Annotated in this window: 15 protein-coding genes; 10 read left to right on the top strand and 5 right to left on the bottom strand. The window is 73.1% G+C overall.

Going from position 1 to position 17,942, the window contains the following annotated elements:
* Positions 1-24 precede the first annotated feature (24 nt).
* Entirely contained in the window at positions 25-1,818 is a 1,794-nt protein-coding gene (locus WDV06_RS03645; RefSeq protein ID WP_395508123.1) for a GMC oxidoreductase, read from the top strand.
* A gap of 179 nt (positions 1,819-1,997) precedes the next feature.
* Positions 1,998-3,641 (top strand): COG1361 family protein, encoded by a 1,644-nt coding sequence (locus tag WDV06_RS03650; RefSeq protein ID WP_395508124.1) that lies wholly within the window; start codon positions 1,998-2,000, stop codon positions 3,639-3,641.
* A gap of 270 nt (positions 3,642-3,911) precedes the next feature.
* On the opposite strand, the gene WDV06_RS03655 is transcribed toward WDV06_RS03650, so the two are convergent.
* A complete protein-coding gene (locus WDV06_RS03655; protein WP_395508125.1) occupies positions 3,912-4,190 on the bottom strand; it encodes a chorismate mutase in 279 nt (92 codons plus the stop codon).
* 333 nt (positions 4,191-4,523) lie between these two features.
* Here WDV06_RS03655 and guaA point away from each other — a divergent pair, with 333 nt between their 5' ends.
* The 4 genes from guaA (at position 4,524) to WDV06_RS03675 (ending at position 8,908) form a co-directional block, all read left to right on the top strand.
* A complete protein-coding gene (gene guaA, locus WDV06_RS03660) occupies positions 4,524-6,116 on the top strand; it encodes a glutamine-hydrolyzing GMP synthase (RefSeq protein WP_395508126.1) in 1,593 nt (530 codons plus the stop codon).
* A 94-nt stretch (positions 6,117-6,210) separates the two neighbouring features.
* Entirely contained in the window at positions 6,211-7,023 is an 813-nt protein-coding gene (locus tag WDV06_RS03665; protein ID WP_395508127.1) for a class II aldolase/adducin family protein, read from the top strand.
* A gap of 102 nt (positions 7,024-7,125) precedes the next feature.
* Positions 7,126-8,382 carry a hypothetical protein gene (locus WDV06_RS03670; protein WP_395508128.1) on the top strand — a complete coding sequence of 419 codons (1,257 nt, stop codon included), beginning with the start codon at positions 7,126-7,128 and terminating at the stop codon, positions 8,380-8,382.
* 19 nt (positions 8,383-8,401) lie between these two features.
* The gene (locus WDV06_RS03675) at positions 8,402-8,908 is read left to right on the top strand and encodes a DoxX family protein (RefSeq protein WP_395508129.1); all 507 of its coding nucleotides are present in this window, start codon (positions 8,402-8,404) and stop codon (positions 8,906-8,908) included.
* Here WDV06_RS03675 and WDV06_RS03680 read toward each other — a convergent pair.
* Together WDV06_RS03680 and WDV06_RS03685 are read right to left on the bottom strand one after the other, a co-directional pair.
* Positions 8,854-9,078 (bottom strand): hypothetical protein, encoded by a 225-nt coding sequence (locus tag WDV06_RS03680; RefSeq protein ID WP_395508130.1) that lies wholly within the window; start codon positions 9,076-9,078, stop codon positions 8,854-8,856. The genes WDV06_RS03675 and WDV06_RS03680 overlap by 55 nt on opposite strands.
* Positions 9,065-10,369, bottom strand: a complete 1,305-nt coding sequence (locus tag WDV06_RS03685; RefSeq protein ID WP_395508131.1) for a PspC domain-containing protein — start codon at positions 10,367-10,369, stop codon at positions 9,065-9,067. The genes WDV06_RS03680 and WDV06_RS03685 overlap by 14 nt, the downstream gene beginning before the upstream one ends.
* A 131-nt stretch (positions 10,370-10,500) precedes the next feature.
* On the opposite strand from WDV06_RS03685, the gene WDV06_RS03690 reads away from it, so the two are divergent.
* The 3 genes from WDV06_RS03690 to WDV06_RS03700 all read left to right on the top strand — a co-directional run bounded on the left by WDV06_RS03690 (position 10,501) and on the right by WDV06_RS03700 (position 13,725).
* A complete protein-coding gene (locus WDV06_RS03690; RefSeq protein WP_395508132.1) occupies positions 10,501-11,796 on the top strand; it encodes a PspC domain-containing protein in 1,296 nt (431 codons plus the stop codon).
* The gene (locus tag WDV06_RS03695) at positions 11,793-12,503 is read left to right on the top strand and encodes a LuxR C-terminal-related transcriptional regulator (RefSeq protein ID WP_395508133.1); all 711 of its coding nucleotides are present in this window, start codon (positions 11,793-11,795) and stop codon (positions 12,501-12,503) included. The genes WDV06_RS03690 and WDV06_RS03695 overlap by 4 nt, the downstream gene beginning before the upstream one ends.
* A gap of 109 nt (positions 12,504-12,612) precedes the next feature.
* Positions 12,613-13,725 carry an alpha/beta hydrolase gene (locus WDV06_RS03700; protein WP_395508134.1) on the top strand — a complete coding sequence of 371 codons (1,113 nt, stop codon included), beginning with the start codon at positions 12,613-12,615 and terminating at the stop codon, positions 13,723-13,725.
* A gap of 13 nt (positions 13,726-13,738) precedes the next feature.
* Here the strand turns inward: WDV06_RS03700 and WDV06_RS03705 are convergent, their stop codons facing one another.
* Together WDV06_RS03705 and WDV06_RS03710 are read right to left on the bottom strand one after the other, a co-directional pair.
* Positions 13,739-14,812, bottom strand: a complete 1,074-nt coding sequence (locus WDV06_RS03705) for a C40 family peptidase (RefSeq protein WP_395508135.1) — start codon at positions 14,810-14,812, stop codon at positions 13,739-13,741.
* Between the two features lie 127 nt (positions 14,813-14,939).
* A complete protein-coding gene (locus WDV06_RS03710; RefSeq protein ID WP_395508136.1) occupies positions 14,940-15,296 on the bottom strand; it encodes a hypothetical protein in 357 nt (118 codons plus the stop codon).
* A gap of 164 nt (positions 15,297-15,460) precedes the next feature.
* Between WDV06_RS03710 and pcrA the strand changes: the two genes are divergently transcribed.
* A complete protein-coding gene (gene pcrA / locus WDV06_RS03715; protein WP_395508137.1) occupies positions 15,461-17,941 on the top strand; it encodes a DNA helicase PcrA in 2,481 nt (826 codons plus the stop codon).
* The last annotated feature ends 1 nt before the right edge of the window (position 17,942 follow it).

The following is a 17,942-nucleotide window of genomic DNA, read 5'->3' on the forward strand; positions in this document are numbered from 1 at the left end:
CCGACCGCCGGGAGGCACCGCGCAGTGTCGTACGACCACGCATACGACTACGACGTCATCGTCATCGGATCGGGCTTCGGAGGGTCGGTCTCGGCACTGCGGCTCACCGAGAAGGGCTACCGGGTCGGCGTCCTGGAGGCAGGGCGCCGCTTCACCCGCGAGAGCCTGCCCCGCAACAGCTGGGACCTGCGCAACTACCTGTGGGCGCCCGCCCTCGGGCTGTACGGGATCCAGCGCATCCACCTGCTCGGCAACGTGATGGTGCTCGCGGGCGCCGGCGTGGGCGGCGGCTCCCTCAACTACGCCAACACCCTCTACGTGCCGCCCGCCGCCTTCTTCGAGGACCGCCAGTGGTCCTCCATCACCGACTGGCGCGAGGAACTCGCCCCGTACTACGAGCAGGCCAAGCGGATGCTCGGCGTACGGCTCAACCCGACGATGACCCCCTCCGACGTCCACCTCAAGGCGGCCGCCGAGAAGATGGGCGTCGGCGACACCTTCCACATGGCGCCCGTCGGCGTCTTCTTCGGTGACGGCCAGGACGCCGGGGGACAGCGGAAGGTCCGCCCCGGGCAGGAGGTCCCCGACCCCTATTTCGGCGGCGCCGGGCCCGCCCGCAAGGCCTGCACCGAATGCGGCGAGTGCATGACCGGGTGCCGGCACGGCGCCAAGAACACCCTGAACGAGAACTACCTGCACCTGGCCGAACGGGCCGGCGCCGTCATCCACCCCATGACCACCGTCACCGCCCTCGCCGAACACCCCGACGGCGGCTACCGGGTGCGCACCGTCCCCACCGACCACCGCCGCTCCGGCCGCGCCAAGGTGCTGCGCGCCCGCTACGTGGTCGTCGCGGCGGGGACGTACGGCACCCAGACGCTGCTGCACACCATGAAGGACCGCGGCGAACTGCCCCGCCTCTCGGACCGGCTCGGCGACCTGACCCGCACCAACTCCGAGGGCCTGGTCGGGGCCCAGACCGACGACCGCCGCTACCGGCGGCGCCACCCCGGGGCCCGCCGGGCGGACTTCACCCGGGGCGTGGCCATTACCTCGTCCGTGCACCCCGACGCCGACACCCACATCGAACCCGTCCGCTACGGCAAGGGCTCCAACGCCATGGGGTTCCTGACCGTCCTCCAGGTGCCCCACAGCACGCACCGGGTGCGGGCCTGGTTCGCCCGCACCGCCCGCCACCCCGTGCAGCTGGCGCGCTCCCTGTCGAACCGGCGCTGGTCGGAGCGGACCATCATCGGTCTGGTCATGCAGTCGCTGGACAACTCCCTGACGACCTACCGCAAGCCGCGCGGCATCGGCAAGGGCCTGCTGACGGCCCGCCAGGGCCACGGCGCCCCCAACCCCGTGCAGATCGCCGAGGCCACCCGGGCCGCGACCCTGCTGGCCGAGGAGATCAACGGCTTCCCCGGCAGCAACGTCGGCGAGCTGATGGGCACCCCGCTCACCGCGCACTTCCTCGGCGGCTGCCCGATCGGCGCCACGGCCGAGGAGGGCGTGGTCGACCCCTACCACCGGCTGTACGGGCACCCGGGCATCTCGGTGGTCGACGGCTCGGCGGTCTCCGCCAACCTCGGGGTCAACCCGTCCCTGACCATCACGGCCCAGGCCGAGCGGGCGATGTCGTACTGGCCCAACAACGGCGAGGCGGACCCGCGGCCCGCGCAGGGGGAGGCGTACCGGCGTCTCGCGGCGGTGGAACCGGTCCGTCCGGCGGTCCCGAAGGATGCCTTCGGCGCGTTGCGGCTGCCCTTCTTCGCCGTCCCGGAACTTCCTCCGAGACAACCGGAAGCCAAGGGCTGAGTTCCGGAAACGGCCGCGGCGGGTACCGCGCTCCCCCTCCGAGCGCGGTACCCGCCGCGTACAGAAGTCGACAGGCGGTCGCCGGAAAAGGTTGTACCGGAATGCTTTGCGTGAAGCTGTGGTGTCGGTCACACGGCAGGCCGTGCAACCGAGGCGCCCGTCCGGCGGTCACACGGGGCATGAGACAGCGCATCTCCCTGCTGGCCGCGTGCGGCCTGGTGGCCGCGGGACTCGTCACCCTCCCGGCCACCGCCGCGAACGCCGCGGAACCCGTTTTCCGCCTGACCGGGCCGCCCGGCCTGGTCCTCCCGCCCGCCCCCGCGACGGGCTCGCCGACGGCGGCGGCGCTGAACTACCGGCTGGAGGCCCCGGCCGGAGTCGAGAGCTTCGACGGGGAGTTCACCCTGACCGTCGACCTCTCCAAGCTGGGCGGGGTGGCCACCGTCCAGGAGAACCCGCGTGCCGCGGTCAAGAAGTGCGCCCCCGCCGGCGCCACGCTGGTCTGCAAGCAGCAGGGCCTGCGCCCCGGAGTCCCGGCCGGGGTGGACCTGGAGGTCACTCCCGGGAAGAGCACCGGAGTCGGCGTGGTCAGCGTGACCGGCACGGCCGCCGGTGCCACCGTCACCCCCGCCCTCCCCACCGGCATCAAGGTCGGCGCACCCGATCTGGTCATGGGGGAGATGAAGCTCAAGAAGGAGCTGAAGCCGGGCGAGAGCCAGGCCCTGCCGCTCACCTTCGCCAACCACGGCAACGAGCCGGCCAAGGGCGTCGTCCTGGAGCTGGAGGCCAGCCGCGGCCTGGAACTCCCGGAGCGGTACGACAACTGCGCCTACCGCACCACCCGCACCGCGACCACCGTCGTCTGCACCATCGAGGGCGACTTCGAGGCCAAGGCCTCCTACGAACTGGCCGGCGACAGCCCCCTGCACCTCAAGGCCGGCGCGAACGGCCTGAGCGAGCGGTTCGGCTACGGCATCTACCCCGCGCCCCTCCCGCAGAAGGCCCAGGCGGACTCCGGCACGACCGGCGCCGGCCAGTCGAAGGCCACCGACGCGGCGGGCAAGGCGACGCGCAAGCTGATCGCCCGCAAGGCGCCGGCCACCACCGGGCTCACCGGGCACGGCCCGGACCTCAACCCGGCCGACAACAAGCGCGAGAGCGTCCTCACGGTCCAGAACACCGCGGACTTCGAGGCCGAGCCGCTCACGGTCAAGGGCGCCGCCGGCACCACCTCCAAGGCCGTCGTCGCGATCCGCAACAACGGCCCGGCCTGGATCGCCGACCGGGGTGACGGCACCCCGGCGGCCGTGGTCGACGTCGAGCTGCCGAAGGGCCTGAAGGCCGTCACCGCCCCCGCGGCCTGCCGCCCGGTGAGCGAGTCCCACTACCGGTGCGCCACCGCGCCCTCCGTGCTGGAGAGCGAGAACGTCGAGTTCCCGTTCGAGCTGAAGATCGAGACGGCCGTCAAGGACGCCCGCGGCGCCATCCGCGTCGGCGCGCCCGGCCCGAAGGGCGAGCCGCAGCGGCACTCCTTCGACCCGGTCCTGGCCAACAACCTCGCCCTCTTCACGGCGAACCCGACGGCCACCGGCCCCAGCCCGAGCCCCTCGGGCAGCGCCTCGCCGAGCGCCTCCGCGAGCTCCTCGGCCTCCCCGAGCTCCGCGGCGAGCGGCGCCGCCACCGCGAACGGCGGCAAGAGCGACGGTCCGCTGGCCTCCACCGGAAGCCAGGCCGGCCTGATCGGCCTCGGCGCGGCCGCGCTGGTCGCGGTCGGCGGCGCGCTGTTCCTCTCCACCCGCCGCCGCAGGGGCACGCACGCGTAACGGCACCCTCACCGCACGACGAACGGCCGGCCCGGGGCGTCCCCCGGGCCGGCCGTTCCTCTGGAGTGACCGGGCTGCTGTCCCCTGCCGTCCGGTCACGTGGGGGAGCGGGGTCCCACGACGCACGCCGTCGGGCGTCACGTCTCACCGCTCCCGCGGAGCCACGCGTGGTGGTGCGGTCCCGCGCCTGGCCGGCGCGGACACCCCCCTCAACGAAGGCCCCCGGGACCGGACACGGTCCGGACGGGTGACGAACAGGCGCCCGCGTGCTCAGACGCGGCCCCGGCACAGCTCCAGCAGGGTCATCGCGAGCGCGGTCCCGGGCTTGCCGAGGGCGTCGCTGAAGTGCGACAGCACCTCCATCTCCCGCGAGAGGTGCACGCGCCGGCCGCCCGCGCCGATCCGGGCCTCCTGGATGACGGCCGAGACGGCCATCCGCTCCTGGATCAGCCCGATGATCCGGTCGTCGAGGGCGTCGATCCGCTCCCGGGAGCCGGCGATCAGCTGCTCGGGGGTGGTGGGGGTGGCGGCGGTGGTGACGGTGCTCATGGGGGTCTCTCCTGTGGTGAGGGCCGACAGGAGCGGAAACGCGGAGCGCCCCGGTCCTGTCGGACCGGGGCGCTCTGGGAAGTCAGCGGCTCAAGCGAGCATCACGATGACCCATGGCGACCGGACCGGCCGGTGCCATAGGTAAAGAGGAAGCTCAGCTGCTTGCGCATGGTGTGGATTATGTCCCTCCGCCCGCGTCCCGGCCAACCGGGCCCGGATGCTGAGACGCGGCCCGGGCGTGACGTGGGCCTCGGATGGTGCGACAAAGGGGCGGCCGGCGCCACCGGTAGAATCGACAAAACAGCCACCACTTTCCGCCGGAAGGCCGTCCCCGTGCCAGAAGCACCCTCCGCCGCCCACGACAGCGCCCCGGACACGGTCCTCGTCGTCGACTTCGGCGCGCAGTACGCCCAGCTCATCGCCCGCCGCGTCCGCGAGGCCCGCGTCTACAGCGAGATCGTGCCCAGCACGATGCCCGTGGCCGAGATGCTCGCCAAGGACCCGAAGGCGATCATCCTCTCCGGCGGCCCGTCCTCCGTCTACGAGGAGGGCGCCCCGCGCCTGGACGACGCCCGCGCCCTGTTCGAGTCCGGCGTGCCCGTCTTCGGCATGTGCTACGGCTTCCAGCTGATGGCGACCACCCTCGGCGGCACCGTCGACAACACCGGCGCCCGCGAGTACGGCCGCACCCCGCTGTCGGTCTCCAAGACCGGCTCGACCCTCTTCGAGGGCACCCCCGAGCACCAGTCGGTGTGGATGTCCCACGGCGACGCCTGCTCCGCCGCCCCCGAGGGCTTCACCGTCACCGCGTCGACGAACGTCGTCCCGGTCGCGGCCTTCGAGAACGACGAGAAGAAGCTGTACGGCGTGCAGTACCACCCCGAGGTGATGCACTCCACGCACGGCCAGCAGGTCCTGGAGCACTTCCTCTACCGGGGCGCGGGCCTGAAGCCCACCTGGACCACCGGCAACATCGTCGAGGAGCAGATCGCGGCGATCAAGGCGCAGGTCGGCGACAAGCGCGCCATCTGCGGCCTGTCCGGCGGCGTGGACTCCGCGGTCGCCGCGGCCCTCGTCCAGAAGGCCATCGGCGATCAGCTCACCTGCGTGTACGTCGACCACGGCCTGATGCGCAAGGGCGAGACCGAGCAGGTCGAGAAGGACTTCGTCGCGGCCACCGGCGTCCAGCTGAAGGTCGTCGACGCGCAGGAGCGCTTCCTGACCGCGCTGGCCGGCGTCTCCGACCCGGAGACCAAGCGCAAGATCATCGGCCGCGAGTTCATCCGCGTCTTCGAGCAGGCCCAGCTGGAGATCCTCCAGGAGGACGGCCCGGCGGTGGCCTTCCTGGTCCAGGGCACCCTGTACCCGGACGTCGTGGAGTCCGGCGGCGGCACCGGCACGGCCAACATCAAGTCGCACCACAACGTGGGCGGCCTCCCCGACGACATCGAGTTCGAGCTCGTCGAGCCGCTGCGCCAGCTGTTCAAGGACGAGGTCCGGATGGTCGGCCAGGAACTCGGCCTGCCCGAGGAGATCGTCCAGCGCCAGCCCTTCCCCGGCCCCGGCCTCGGCATCCGCATCGTCGGCGAGGTCACCAAGGAGCGCCTGGACCTGCTGCGCGAGGCCGACGCCATCGCCCGCCACGAGCTGACCGCCGCCGGCCTGGACCGGGAGATCTGGCAGTGCCCGGTCGTCCTGCTCGCCGACGTCCGCAGCGTGGGCGTCCAGGGTGACGGCCGCACCTACGGCCACCCGATCGTGCTGCGCCCGGTCTCCTCCGAGGACGCGATGACGGCCGACTGGACCCGGATGCCCTACGAGGTGCTGGCCCGGATCTCGACGCGCATCACCAACGAGGTCAAGGACGTCAACCGCGTGGTCCTGGACTGCACGAGCAAGCCGCCGGGCACCATCGAGTGGGAGTAGTCCCCCGCCGCCGTGCCTGAAGCGAAGCCGCCGTTCCCCTTCCGGGGCGGCGGCTTCGCCGTTCCTCTGGCCACTTCACCGCCGCGCCGGTACCTTGCGCCGCGACCAGGAGGAGGGGACCGCCATGCCGGAGCAGCCCGTACCCGTGCCGGTGGAGCGGCTGGCGTTCGAGATGCCGCCGGTGCACGAGGACCCGGCCGAGGAGCGCGCGCACCGCAAGGAGCGGCTCGCGGGGGCGCTGCGGCTGCTGGGCCGGCTCGGGTACGAGGACGGGGTGGCCGGGCACGTCAGCGTCCGGGACCCGGAGTTCGCGGACTGCTACTGGGTGAACCCCTTCGGCCGGGCCTTCGCCCGCCTGGGCCCCGAGGACCTGCTGCTGGTCGACGGGGACGGGCGGGTGGTGCGGGGCGGGCGGCGGGTCAACCAGCTGGCCTTCGCGGTGCACGCGGCCGTGCACCGGGCGCGGCCCGAGGTGGCGGCCGTCGTCCGCACGCAGGCCCCGTACGGCAGGGCGCTGGCCTGCCTGGGCGAGCTGCTGGCCCCGGTCAGCCAGGAGGCCTGTGCCTTCTACGAGGACCACGCCCTGATGGACGAGTTCCTGGGCGCGGAGGACCCGGTCCGGGTCGCGCGGGCGCTGGGCCCGTACAAGGCGCTGATCCTGCGCAACCGGGGGCTGCTGACGGTGGGCGGGTCGGTGGACGCGGCAGTGTGGTGGTTCATCGCCGCGGAGCGGGCGGCGCAGGTGCAGCTGATCGCGCGGGCCGCGGGGAAACCGGTGCTGATCGACCACCGCGGAGCGGTCGCCACCCGGGAGCGGTTCGGTGGCGATCTGGCCGCGTGGGCGAGCTACCAGCCGCTGTGGCAGACGGTCGCGGACGGCGGCGGGACCGTGGCGTCAACATCATGAACCGTTAATCACCTGCTCTGACATCGTGCGCAATCCGGAGCACTGCCCCAGTGGTGCACAATTCGCTGGCATTGCACCGTAGTTCAGAGAGGCGGCACGCACGTGGCTGTCCAAGAGATGTCCCGGAGTACCCATACCGCCGTCTGCGCCTGCGACGACTGCGCGCGGGAGGGACACCGGCGCGCGGTCGCCGCGTTCCTGGAGAAGCGCGACGAGTTCGCCGCCGGGCAGGGGGTGCCGCCCGCCGTGGCCCACTCCCTCGGCGCCTCCCGCCAGTGGGTGTCCGACGAGCTGACCCTGTCCGCCCGTACGGTCGCCGAGCGGGGCCGGGAGGCCGGGAACTCCTGGCTGTACCTGTTCTCCCGGCGGGCCGTCCTCGCCCTGTGGATCGCCGCCGGGGTGCTGCTGCTGGTGCAGGTCGGCACCGCGCTCGGCACCGGCTGGTCCACCGCCCGCACCGCCGGGCTGCTGGCCGCCCTGGTGCTGGCCGGGCTGCTGACGGTCGCGGCCCGCGCGCAGTCGCTGCGGGGCGGGCTGCTGGCCCCGGTGGTGGGCGAGGACAACCGGCTGTCCACCTCGAAGGCCGTGCCGAGCGCCTGGGTGGTGCTGACGGCGTTCGCGACGCTGCTGCCCGCGCTGCGGCTGGCCGCCTCCTCGCCCGGTCCGGAACGGGACGCCCTGTACCAGGGGTTCGCGCTGCAACGGGCGCTGCCGCTGCTGGCGGTGGTCGTGCTGACGTCGGGGGTGGCGGTGCTGGTGCGCCGGGTGGTCTGCGTACGGATCACGGGGCAGCGGCTCCAGAAGCTGCCGGCGGACCGGCCGCGGGGGGTGGACCTGCTGACCGACGACGACGGCCGCGGGAGCTTCCCGGACGCGCAGTACGTGCTCGTCTCCACGGTGGTGCTGGCCTACGCGGCGGTGTCGCTGGCCCGGTTCCCCGACCGGCTGCCGCAGCTGCCGTGGGCGCTGGCCCTGCTGGTGGCGCTGTCGGCGGCGGTGTACCTGGCGGCGAAGTACGCCGAGGGCAGCCGTCCGCTGGTGCTCTCGGTGGTCCGCAGGCGGGAGCCGGGTGACATCGACGCGGCGGTCCGCCCCGGCGACGACATCGAGATCCGGGGCGTCGGCTTCGTGCCGCCCGGGGCGCGGACGCCGGAGATGCTGGCCCGGCTGGTGGTCCGGGTCGGCCCGGTCCACGTGCACGTTCCGCTGGTCCCCGTCGCCGGGGGGTTCGAGAACCCCTCCGACACGGTGCTGACCGTGCCGGTGCCCGCGGAGGTGGAGCCGGGCCGGGTCGACGTCCAGGTGGTCACCGCCGCGGGGGTGGAATCCAACCGGTGCATCATCGACGTGGCCGAATGAAGCAGGTAGACATGGCTGCGTGAACCGAACTGACGTCCCTTCCGGTGTGCGGTCCACACCGTGGGCAGAACTCGCCTCCCGCCACGCCCTCCTCCCGCTGCGGATCTTCCTCGGCGTGACCTTCGTCTACGCGGGCCTCGACAAACTGACCACCTCCGGCTTCTTCTCCGCCGCCGGCTCCGGCTCCATCGGCGAGCAGATGCGCGGCGTGCGTGACACCGCCGCCCTCCCGGCCCTGGTGGACCTCGCCCTGAAGGCCCCCGCCGGCTTCGGCTACGCCATCGCCCTCGGGGAGCTCCTCGTCGGCCTGGGCGTCCTCGCCGGGCTGCTGACCCGGATCGCGGCCGCGGGCGGGGCGCTGATCTCGCTGAGCCTGTGGCTCACCGTCTCCTGGGCCGTGACCCCGTATTACTACGGCAACGACCTGGTGTACCTGGTGGCCTGGCTCCCGCTGGTGCTGGCCGGGGCGCCCTACTGGTCCCTGGACTCGCTGATCCGGTCGCGCCGGTCGCGCCGTACCGCGTAGGTCACCAGCCCCACCAGGGCGGCCAGGACGAGACCGCCCACGGCCATCGGCACCACCAGGAACCACGGCAGATCGGTCCTGCCGGTCGCGTCGAGCAGGTACAGCACGCCCGCCGCGGTCAGCACCAGACCGGCCAGCAGCCGTCCCGGCTGGAACTCATGACGCCGCACGGGCCACCTCCACCTGTCCCACACCCGCGTCCAGGTGCAGCTCGATCGTCCCGCCGGCCTCGGTGCCGGCGGCGGGCGGCAGGGTCGCCTGCCGGTTCTCGCCGCCGCTCCTGATCCGCACGGAGCGGTCCCCGGGGAGCTGGATGTCGCCCAGGTGGACGGAGACGTCGGCCTTGGCGGTGACCTCCCGGGGGACGATCACCTTCAGCCGGCCGGCCTCGACGGAGGCGCGGACGGACACGGTGGTGCCCTTCGGGACGTCCAGGCGGCTCAGGTCGAGCGTGGCCAGCCCGGTCCCGGAGGAGTAGAACGGCCGGACGTCGGCCACCGCCGCCGGGCGCCAGTCGACGTCGTGCCAGTCGGTGCTCACCTCGCGCGGCAGGGCGGTGGCCGCCGCGAGCAGGACGGCGGTGACCAGGCCCAGCAGGATCGTGCCGAAACCGGTGCGGCCCTTGACGGAGCTGACGGCCAGGCCCAGCCCGAAGACGGCCAGCGCACAGGCCAGGCCGACCTGGAGGGCGTGCCCCAGCGGGCTGCCGTGCCACACGGCGGCGGACCCGGCGCCACCCGCCAGCAGGGCCAGCACGAAGACGCGGCCGCCGATCCCGCCGCGGCCCTGTCCGCCGCCGCCGGCCCGCCGCGGCCGCACCGGAACCCCGGCGGGCGCCGCACCGCGGCGGTCGTCCTCGGCGGCGTCGTCCGGCCCCCACAGGTACCCGGAGGAGCCGACCGGGCCGGTGGTGCCGTCCTTCACCAGCGGATCGCGCCACCACGACGGGCTGCTCGGCGCGGGCGGCGCCTGGGTCTCCGGCGGCGCCGGGCGGTGCGTGCCCGGGCTCTCCGCCTCGGGGTCGGCGCCGGCCTGGCGGTGGCGCTGGGACCAGTACGAGGCCCCGCCGAGCGCCAGGACGACCAGGACGGAGAAGCCGCCCAGCACCCCGTTGTCGAGCATGGAGAGGAACAGGGCGCAGCCCACCAGGGCGCTGAAGACCGCGGCCAGGGTGGTCCCTTCGACGCGGCCGGTCAGCAGCTTGCGGCCCTCGCTCTCCTCCTCGCCCTCCAGGGGCAGCAGCAGCCAGGCGAAGCCGTAGAACACCAGGCCGACGCCGCCGGTCACGGCGAGCACGCCGAGCACGATCCGGAACACCACGGGATCGAGGTCGAAATACCGGCCGAGGCCGCCGCAGACGCCCGCGAGGACCTTGTCGCGCCTGCTGCGCCGCAGGGGTGGCCGCTCGGCGGGTGCCGGTGCCCCGGGGTCAGCGGGCGGGGCGTCGTGAACGTCGGTCATGGGTCCATGGTGACCGGCCGTCCGGCCGCCCGGCACCGGGCCCGACCCTGGCACAACCCTGATATCCCCCCGACGGAAGTGGGGGGAGGCCCTGATGCCGCCCCGTGTCCCGCCGTGTGACCCTTGGTGACATGCCCCCAGCAGCAGCCGCCCGTTCCCCGCACGCCCCGGACACCGACGACGTCCCGCAGCGCAGGCTCTACCGCAGCGCCGACGGACGGATGCTCGGCGGAGTGGCGCGCGGCCTCGCCGGGCACCTCGGGCTGCCCGTCCTGTGGATCCGGCTCGCCTTCCTCGCCATGTTCATGTGGGGTGACGGGCTGGGCGTGCTGCTCTACGCCGCCTTCTGGGTCTTCGTCCCGCTCGGCGTCGGCGGCAGCACCGGACACCACTCCTTCTTCGAGACCCTCACCGACGGCACCCGGCGCCTGCGCAAGCCCGACAAGGGGGCGGTGTCCGGGCTGATCGCCCTGGCCGTCGGCGCCGGCATCTTCTTCTCCCAGCTGCGCGTCGGCGGCGCCAACGGCCGCTACATCTGGCCCACCCTGCTCGTCGGGGCCGGCGTCGTCCTCGTCTGGCGCCAGGCCGACAACGCCCGCCGCGAGCACTGGAACCCCGCCGGGGCCCGCCAGAAGCGGATGCTCCCGCTGGCCCGGGCGCTCGCCGGAGTGGTGCTCGTCGGCGTGGGCCTGACCGTCTTCATCGTCGTACGGGGCTCCGCCGCCCAGCTCGGCAACCTGCTCACCGCCGTCCTCGCGGTCCTCGTCGGCATCGCCCTGCTCGCCGGGCCCTGGCTGATCCGGATGACCCAGGACCTCTCCGAGGAGCGGCTGATGCGCATCCGCGCCCAGGAGCGCGCCGAGGTCGCCGCCCACGTCCACGACTCCGTCCTGCACACCCTCACCCTGATCCAGCGCAACGCCGAGGACGTCGGCGAGGTCCGCCGCCTGGCCCGCGCCCAGGAGCGGGAGCTGCGCAACTGGCTGTACAAGCCCGAGGGCACCGGCAAGGACGAGGCCGAGGAGCCGGCCTCCCTCGCCGAGGCCGTCAAGAAGACCGCCGCCGAGGTCGAGGATCACCACGGCGTCCCCATCGAGGTGGTCGTCGTCGGCGACTGTCCCCTCGACGAGAAGCTGGGCGCGCAGATGCAGGCCGCGCGCGAGGCGATGGTCAACGCCGCCAAGTACGGTGGCGAGGGCGGACCCGTCCAGGTGTACGCGGAGGTGGAGGGGCGCACGGTGTTCGTGTCCGTACGGGACCGGGGGCCGGGCTTCGACATCGACGCGGTACCGGGCGACCGCATGGGCGTACGAGAATCGATCATCGGCCGGATGCAGCGCAACGGCGGGACCGCCCGGCTGCGGTCCGTGCCCGACGGCGGCACGGAAGTCGAACTGGAGATGGAGAGGGTGGCGAACGCGGCATGACGGGCACGACGGGCACGACCGGGGGCAGCGCTGTGGACGACGGGGCCAGGAGGGTCCGGGTGGTCCTCGTCGACGACCACCGCATGTTCCGCACCGGCGTCCAGGCCGAGATCGGGGAGACGGCCCGCACCGGCGTCGAGGTCGTCGGTGAGGCCGCCGACGTGGACCAGGCCGTCACGGTCATCACCGCCACCCGCCCCGAGGTGGTCCTCCTCGACGTGCACCTGCCCGGCGGCGGCGGTGTCGAGGTGCTGCGCCGCTGCGCCCCGCTGATGGCGGCCGCCGAGAACCCGGTGCGGTTCCTGGCCCTGTCGGTGTCCGACGCCGCGGAGGACGTCATCGGGGTCATCCGGGGCGGTGCGCGCGGCTACGTCACCAAGACCATCACCGGCACCGACCTGGTGGACTCCGTCTTCCGGGTGCAGGAGGGGGACGCGGTGTTCTCGCCGCGGCTGGCCGGCTTCGTCCTCGACGCCTTCGCCTCCACGGACGCCCCGCCGGTCGACGAGGACCTGGACCGGCTCACCCAGCGCGAGCGCGAGGTGCTGCGGCTGATCGCGCGCGGGTACGCGTACAAGGAGATCGCCAAGCAGCTGTTCATCTCGGTGAAGACGGTCGAGTCCCACGTCTCGGCCGTCCTGAGGAAGCTCCAGCTCTCCAACCGGCACGAGCTGACCCGCTGGGCGACGGCCCGCCGCCTGGTCTGACCTGCGGACGAACCGGGCGTGACGGCCCGGGGCCCGGCCCCGGGTGTGATCCACGACGCAGCCCGGGAGGGCAACCGGAGGGCGCCGCGCCGGCCTCTTGGGTGGCGTGATGAGCCTGACGGGGACCCCCCTCTTCGCGATGGTGATCGGCCTGACCGTGATCGCCGTCGCCCTGCCGCTGACCGTGTGGGGCAAGGTGCGCGGCCCCGCCGCCGCGCGCCTGGCGGTCCGCGGGCTGATGGTGGTGTTCGCGCAGGCCACCGCCGTGGCCCTGGTGTTCGTCGCGGTCAACCGGGACATGAACTTCTACGCCTCCTGGGGCGACCTGATGGGCACCGGCAGCTACGTCCAGTCCGCCCCCGACCTCGGCGCCGACGGGATGGGCGGCAAGAAGGCCGAGCAGGTCAGGCAGGAACCCAAGGTCCGCCAGGACTTCCAGCCGGTCGACGGCCTCGGCGGGCGCGTGAGGAAGACCGAGCTCGACGGGAAGATCTCCGGGGTCAAGGGCGACGTCATGGTGTGGCTGCCGCCGCAGTACGACGACCCCGCCTACAAGGACAGGAAGTTCCCGGTCGTCGAGCTGATCCCCGGCATACCCGGCACGGGCAAGTCCTGGTTCCAGGGGCTCAAGGCGCACGAGGTGCTGGAGCCGCTGATGAGGGAGGGCAAGGTCCAGCCGTTCATCCTGGTCTCGCCGCGCGCGATGCTGCTCGGCAACGCCGACACCGGCTGCGCCAACCTCCCCGGCAAGGTCAACGCCGACAGCTGGTTCAGCGTCGACGTCCGCAAGATGGTCACCGACAACTTCCGCGCCTCCGACGACCCCCGCACCTGGGGCGTGGCCGGCTACTCGGCCGGTGCCTACTGCGCCGCCAAACTGGCCATCCTGCACCCCGACCGCTACAGCGCCGCCGTCTCGCTGTCCGGCTACAACGACCCCGGCCAGGAACCCACGTCGCTGGTCGCCAAGGACCCCGAACTGCGCCGCACGCACAACCTGAAGGAACTGCTCAAGGCCCAGCCGGCGCCGCCGGCGGTCGCGCTGTGGATGTCGGGGGCCGAGCAGGACGGCTACCTGTCCGGGACGGACCTCAAGGGGCTCGCCAAGAGCCCGACCACGGTGCACGCGGAGAAGGTCACCGGCGGGCACAACCTGGAGTCCTGGTCCAAGCAGCTGCCGCAGACCTTCGGCTGGCTCAGCCAGACCGTCAAGGCGCCGTAACCGGCCGAGGGGGCTACGCCGGGCGGGACGCCCCGGCCCAGGGCATCGAGTCGACCGGCGCCAGCCGGACCGTGGAGCCGGGGCGCGGGGCGTGGACGATCTGGCCGCCCCCGACGTACAGGCCCACGTGCGTGACCCCGGAGTAGTAGAACACCAGGTCGCCGGGGGCCAGTTGGTCCCGGGTGACCCGCCGGCCGGCGTTGATCTGGGTGTAGGTGGTGCGGGGCAGCGAGACCCCGGCGGCGCGCCAGGCCGCCTGCGTCAGGCCCGAGCAGTCGTACGAGCCCGGCCCGGTCGCGCCCCAGACGTACGGCTTGCCGATCGCCCCGTACGCGAACGCCACCGCGCGGGCGGCGCGCGAACCGTCGGCGGGGGCCGGCGCGGGAGAGCCCGCCGGCCCGGCCGGGGCCGTGGCCGGGGACCGGCCGGCCGCGGCGTCCGGGCCGCCGCCGTGCCGCGCCTCGTAGGCGGCCCGCTCCTCGGCGCCGAGCCGGGCCAGCAGCCGCTGGGCGGTGGCCAGCTTGTCCTCGATGGCGGCCTTCTGCCGGGCGAGTGCGTCCCGCCGGGCACGGACGTCCTTCAGGCGCCCGTCGGCCTGCGCGCGCAGCCGGCCGATCTCGTCGAGTCCGCGGCGCACGGAGGCCACCTCGGCGGCGGTCCGGTCGCCGGCGCGGGTGAGGAGGGAGGCCCGCTCCAGGTAGTCCTGGGGGTCGGAGGCGAGCGCGAGCTGGAGGGCGGGGCCCATGCCGCCGCTGCGGTACTGGCCCGCGGCGACGGCGGCGAGCGAGCTGCGGGCGGCGCCGAGCCGGCCGGCCTTGCGGGCGGCCTCGTCCTGGAGCCCGGTCAGTGCCCGCTCGGCCTCGTCGGCCTCGGCCTTCGCTCCGTTGTAGCGCTCGGTCGCGGCCTCGGCCTCCTCGTAGAGCCGGTCGACCTCCGATGTGACCTGGGCCGGGGTCAGCCGGGGCTCGGCCTGCGAGGTCCCTTCGAAGGCGGTGGCGGTGGCAGCGCCCGCGAGGGCGAGAGTGGCCGCGGTCCGGACGGTGCCGCCGGAGAACGGGCGCTGCCTGGGCTTTCGATGACTGGCCACGGGGGCCTCACGTCCTTCCGTCGGTCCCGCAGGTCTCGGGGGAGGACGCTAAACCTGGAGGTCACGGCCGGATGACGAGTTGATCAGTACTGGCTGCGGCTGATCGCCGATGGCCGGACGGGACCGGTCAGTGCCAGAGGACGGCGATAAAGATATTGGCGACGGTCAGTCCGCCGACCGCGCCGAACAGGCCCTTCTCCACGCTCTCCTCGTCGCGCTTGACGTAGACGAGCGCCAGGATCACGAAGAGGACCGCCAGCTTCACCCCGATCTTGATGTTGTTCAGGGGTGCCCCGTCGCCCATCTCGTGGAAGCCGACCAGCAGCACGCCGGTGACGAGCATGGTCAGGGCGCCGTGCAGCATCGCGGGCACGAAGCGGGCGGCGCCGGCGCCCATCGCCTTCATCTGGGTCAGGAACCCGCCCAGGAGCGAGGCTATGCCGATGATGTGCAGGCCGACGAAGGCGTGGGTGAGGACAGTCATGCCGTCGAGCGTACGGGGCGGCCCGGGGGCCTCCGACGGCGGTGTCCGGCACGTCCCGCCGGCCGTCGGGTGACCGTCCCGTCACCCCGGGCAGCGCGTCGGTTTCCCCGATTTTTCCGGGGGCGGGACCGGCTGTCGGTCCCGCCCCCTAGACTCGGATGGCGATGAGCAGCCTCTTTGACGACAGCTTCCTGGCCGACCTCACCCCCTCCGACGAGGTCCCGCCGCCGCCCGAGGAGCACCACGCCCCGGAAGAGGGCGCGGACGACCTGTTCGGCGGCCGCTTCGACCTGCCCGTGAGCGGGGACGCGTACTACCGCAACGGCGCCCCCCGGCCGGTCATCGACCCCGCTACCCTCCTGGACGGGCTGAACGAGCAGCAGGCCGCCGCCGTGGTGCACGCGGGCTCCCCGCTGCTCATCGTGGCCGGCGCCGGCTCCGGCAAGACCCGGGTGCTGACCCACCGCATCGGGCACCTGCTGTCCGCGCGGCACGTCCACCCCGGCCAGATCCTGGCGATCACCTTCACCAACAAGGCCGCCGCCGAGATGAAGGAGCGCGTCGAGCACCTGGTCGGCCCGCGCGCCAACGCCATGTGGGTCTCCACCTTCCACAGCGCGTGCGTGCGCATCCTGCGCCGCGAGTCCAAGCGCCTCGGCTTCACCTCCTCGTTCTCGATCTACGACGCCGCCGACTCCAAGCGCCTCATGGCGCTGGTCTGCCGCGATCTGGACCTGGACCCGAAGAAGTTCCCGCCCAAGTCCTTCAACGCCAAGATCTCGAACCTGAAGAACGAGCTCATCGACGAGGACGCCTTCGCCGCCCAGGCGGCCGACGGCTTCGAGAAGACCCTCGCCCAGGCGTACGCGATGTACCAGGGGCGGCTGCGCGAGGCCAACGCCCTCGACTTCGACGACATCATCATGACCACGGTCCACCTGCTCCAGGCCTTCCCGGACGTGGCCGAGCACTACCGGCGCCGCTTCCGGCACGTGCTGGTCGACGAGTACCAGGACACCAACCACGCCCAGTACACCCTGGTGCGCGAGCTGGTCGGCCCCGGCTACCCGGACCTTCCGCCCGCCGAACTCTGCGTGGTGGGCGACGCCGACCAGTCGATCTACGCCTTCCGCGGCGCGACCATCCGCAACATCCTCCAGTTCGAGGAGGACTACAAGGACGCGACGACGATCCTGCTGGAGCAGAACTACCGCTCCACGCAGACGATCCTCTCCGCCGCCAACGCCGTCATCGAGCGCAACGAGAACCGCCGCGCGAAGAACCTGTGGACCCAGGCCGGCAGCGGGGCCGTGATCACCGGCTACGTCGCCGACACCGAGCACGACGAGGCCCAGTTCGTCGCCGACGAGATCGACCGGCTGACCGACTCGGGCGACGCCAAGGCCGGCGACGTCGCGATCTTCTACCGGACCAACGCCCAGTCCCGCGTGTTCGAGGAGATCTTCATCCGCGTCGGCCTGCCCTACAAGGTCGTCGGCGGCGTCCGCTTCTACGAGCGCAAGGAGGTCCGGGACGTCCTGGCCTACCTGCGCGTCCTGGCCAACCCCGAGGACAACGTCCCGCTGCGCCGCATCCTGAACGTGCCCAAGCGCGGCATCGGCGAGCGCGCCGAGGCGATGATCGACGCCCTCGCGCACCGCGAGAAGATCACCTTCCCGCAGGCGCTGCGCCGCGTGGACGAGGCCTTCGGCATGGCCGCCCGCTCCACCAACGCCGTCAAGCGGTTCAACACGCTGATGGAGGAGCTGCGCACCATCGTCGACTCCGGCGCCGGCCCGGCCGTGGTGCTGGAGGCGGTCCTGGAGCGCACGGGCTACCTCGCCGAGCTCCAGGCCTCGACCGACCCGCAGGACGAGACGCGGATCGAGAACCTCCAGGAGCTCGCGGCCGTCGCCCTCGAATTCGAGCAGGCGAGGGACGAGGAGAGCCCCGGCACCCTGGCCGAGTTCCTGGAGCAGGTCGCGCTCGTCGCCGACTCCGACCAGATCCCGGACGAGGACCCGGACGGCTCGGGCGTCATCACGCTGATGACCCTGCACACCGCCAAGGGCCTGGAGTTCCCGGTGGTCTTCCTGACCGGCATGGAGGACGGGGTCTTCCCGCACATGCGCGCGCTCGGCCAGACCAAGGAACTGGAGGAGGAGCGCCGCCTCGCCTACGTCGGCATCACCCGCGCCCGCGAGCGGCTGTACCTGACCCGCTCCAGCATGCGCAGCGCCTGGGGCACCCCCTCGTACAACCCGCCCTCGCGGTTCCTGGAGGAGATCCCGGCCGAGTACCTCCAGTGGAAGCGGACGGGCGCCTCCCAGAAGCCGGCCGGGCCGGTGCGCGGTTCCGGCTACGGCTCGTCCTCGGGGAAGGCGTCCTTCGGGACCTCGCCCGAGGCCTTCCTGTCCTCCTCGCGTTCCCGCTCCTCCGGGCCGTCCGGGTTCGCGACGCGCCGCGCCGCCGACAAGCCGGTCATCGCGCTGGCCGTCGGGGACCGGGTCACACACGACCAGTTCGGGCTGGGCACGGTCATGGAGGTCCGGGGCGCCGGCGCGGACGCGCAGGCCACCATCGACTTCGGGGACGACAAGCCGAAGCGCCTGCTCCTGCGCTACGCGCCGGTGCAGAAGCTGTAGG

It is taken from the genome of Streptomyces racemochromogenes, assembly GCF_044129415.1.
Lineage (GTDB): Bacteria > Actinomycetota > Actinomycetes > Streptomycetales > Streptomycetaceae > Streptomyces > Streptomyces racemochromogenes_A.

What these genes read in the sequence shown, in the direction of transcription:
- WDV06_RS03655 (WP_395508125.1), bottom strand. Translation starts at nt 4,190, where the DNA reads ATGAGCACCGTCACCACCGCCGCCACCCCCACCACCCCCGAGCAGCTG.
- WDV06_RS03650 (WP_395508124.1), top strand. Translation starts at nt 1,998, where the DNA reads ATGAGACAGCGCATCTCCCTGCTGGCCGCGTGCGGCCTGGTGGCCGCG.
- WDV06_RS03685 (WP_395508131.1), bottom strand. Translation starts at nt 10,369, where the DNA reads ATGACCGACGTTCACGACGCCCCGCCCGCTGACCCCGGGGCACCGGCA.
- WDV06_RS03690 (WP_395508132.1), top strand. Translation starts at nt 10,501, where the DNA reads ATGCCCCCAGCAGCAGCCGCCCGTTCCCCGCACGCCCCGGACACCGAC.
- WDV06_RS03710 (WP_395508136.1), bottom strand. Translation starts at nt 15,296, where the DNA reads ATGACTGTCCTCACCCACGCCTTCGTCGGCCTGCACATCATCGGCATA.
- WDV06_RS03695 (WP_395508133.1), top strand. Translation starts at nt 11,793, where the DNA reads ATGACGGGCACGACGGGCACGACCGGGGGCAGCGCTGTGGACGACGGG.
- WDV06_RS03700 (WP_395508134.1), top strand. Translation starts at nt 12,613, where the DNA reads ATGAGCCTGACGGGGACCCCCCTCTTCGCGATGGTGATCGGCCTGACC.
- pcrA (WP_395508137.1), top strand. Translation starts at nt 15,461, where the DNA reads ATGAGCAGCCTCTTTGACGACAGCTTCCTGGCCGACCTCACCCCCTCC.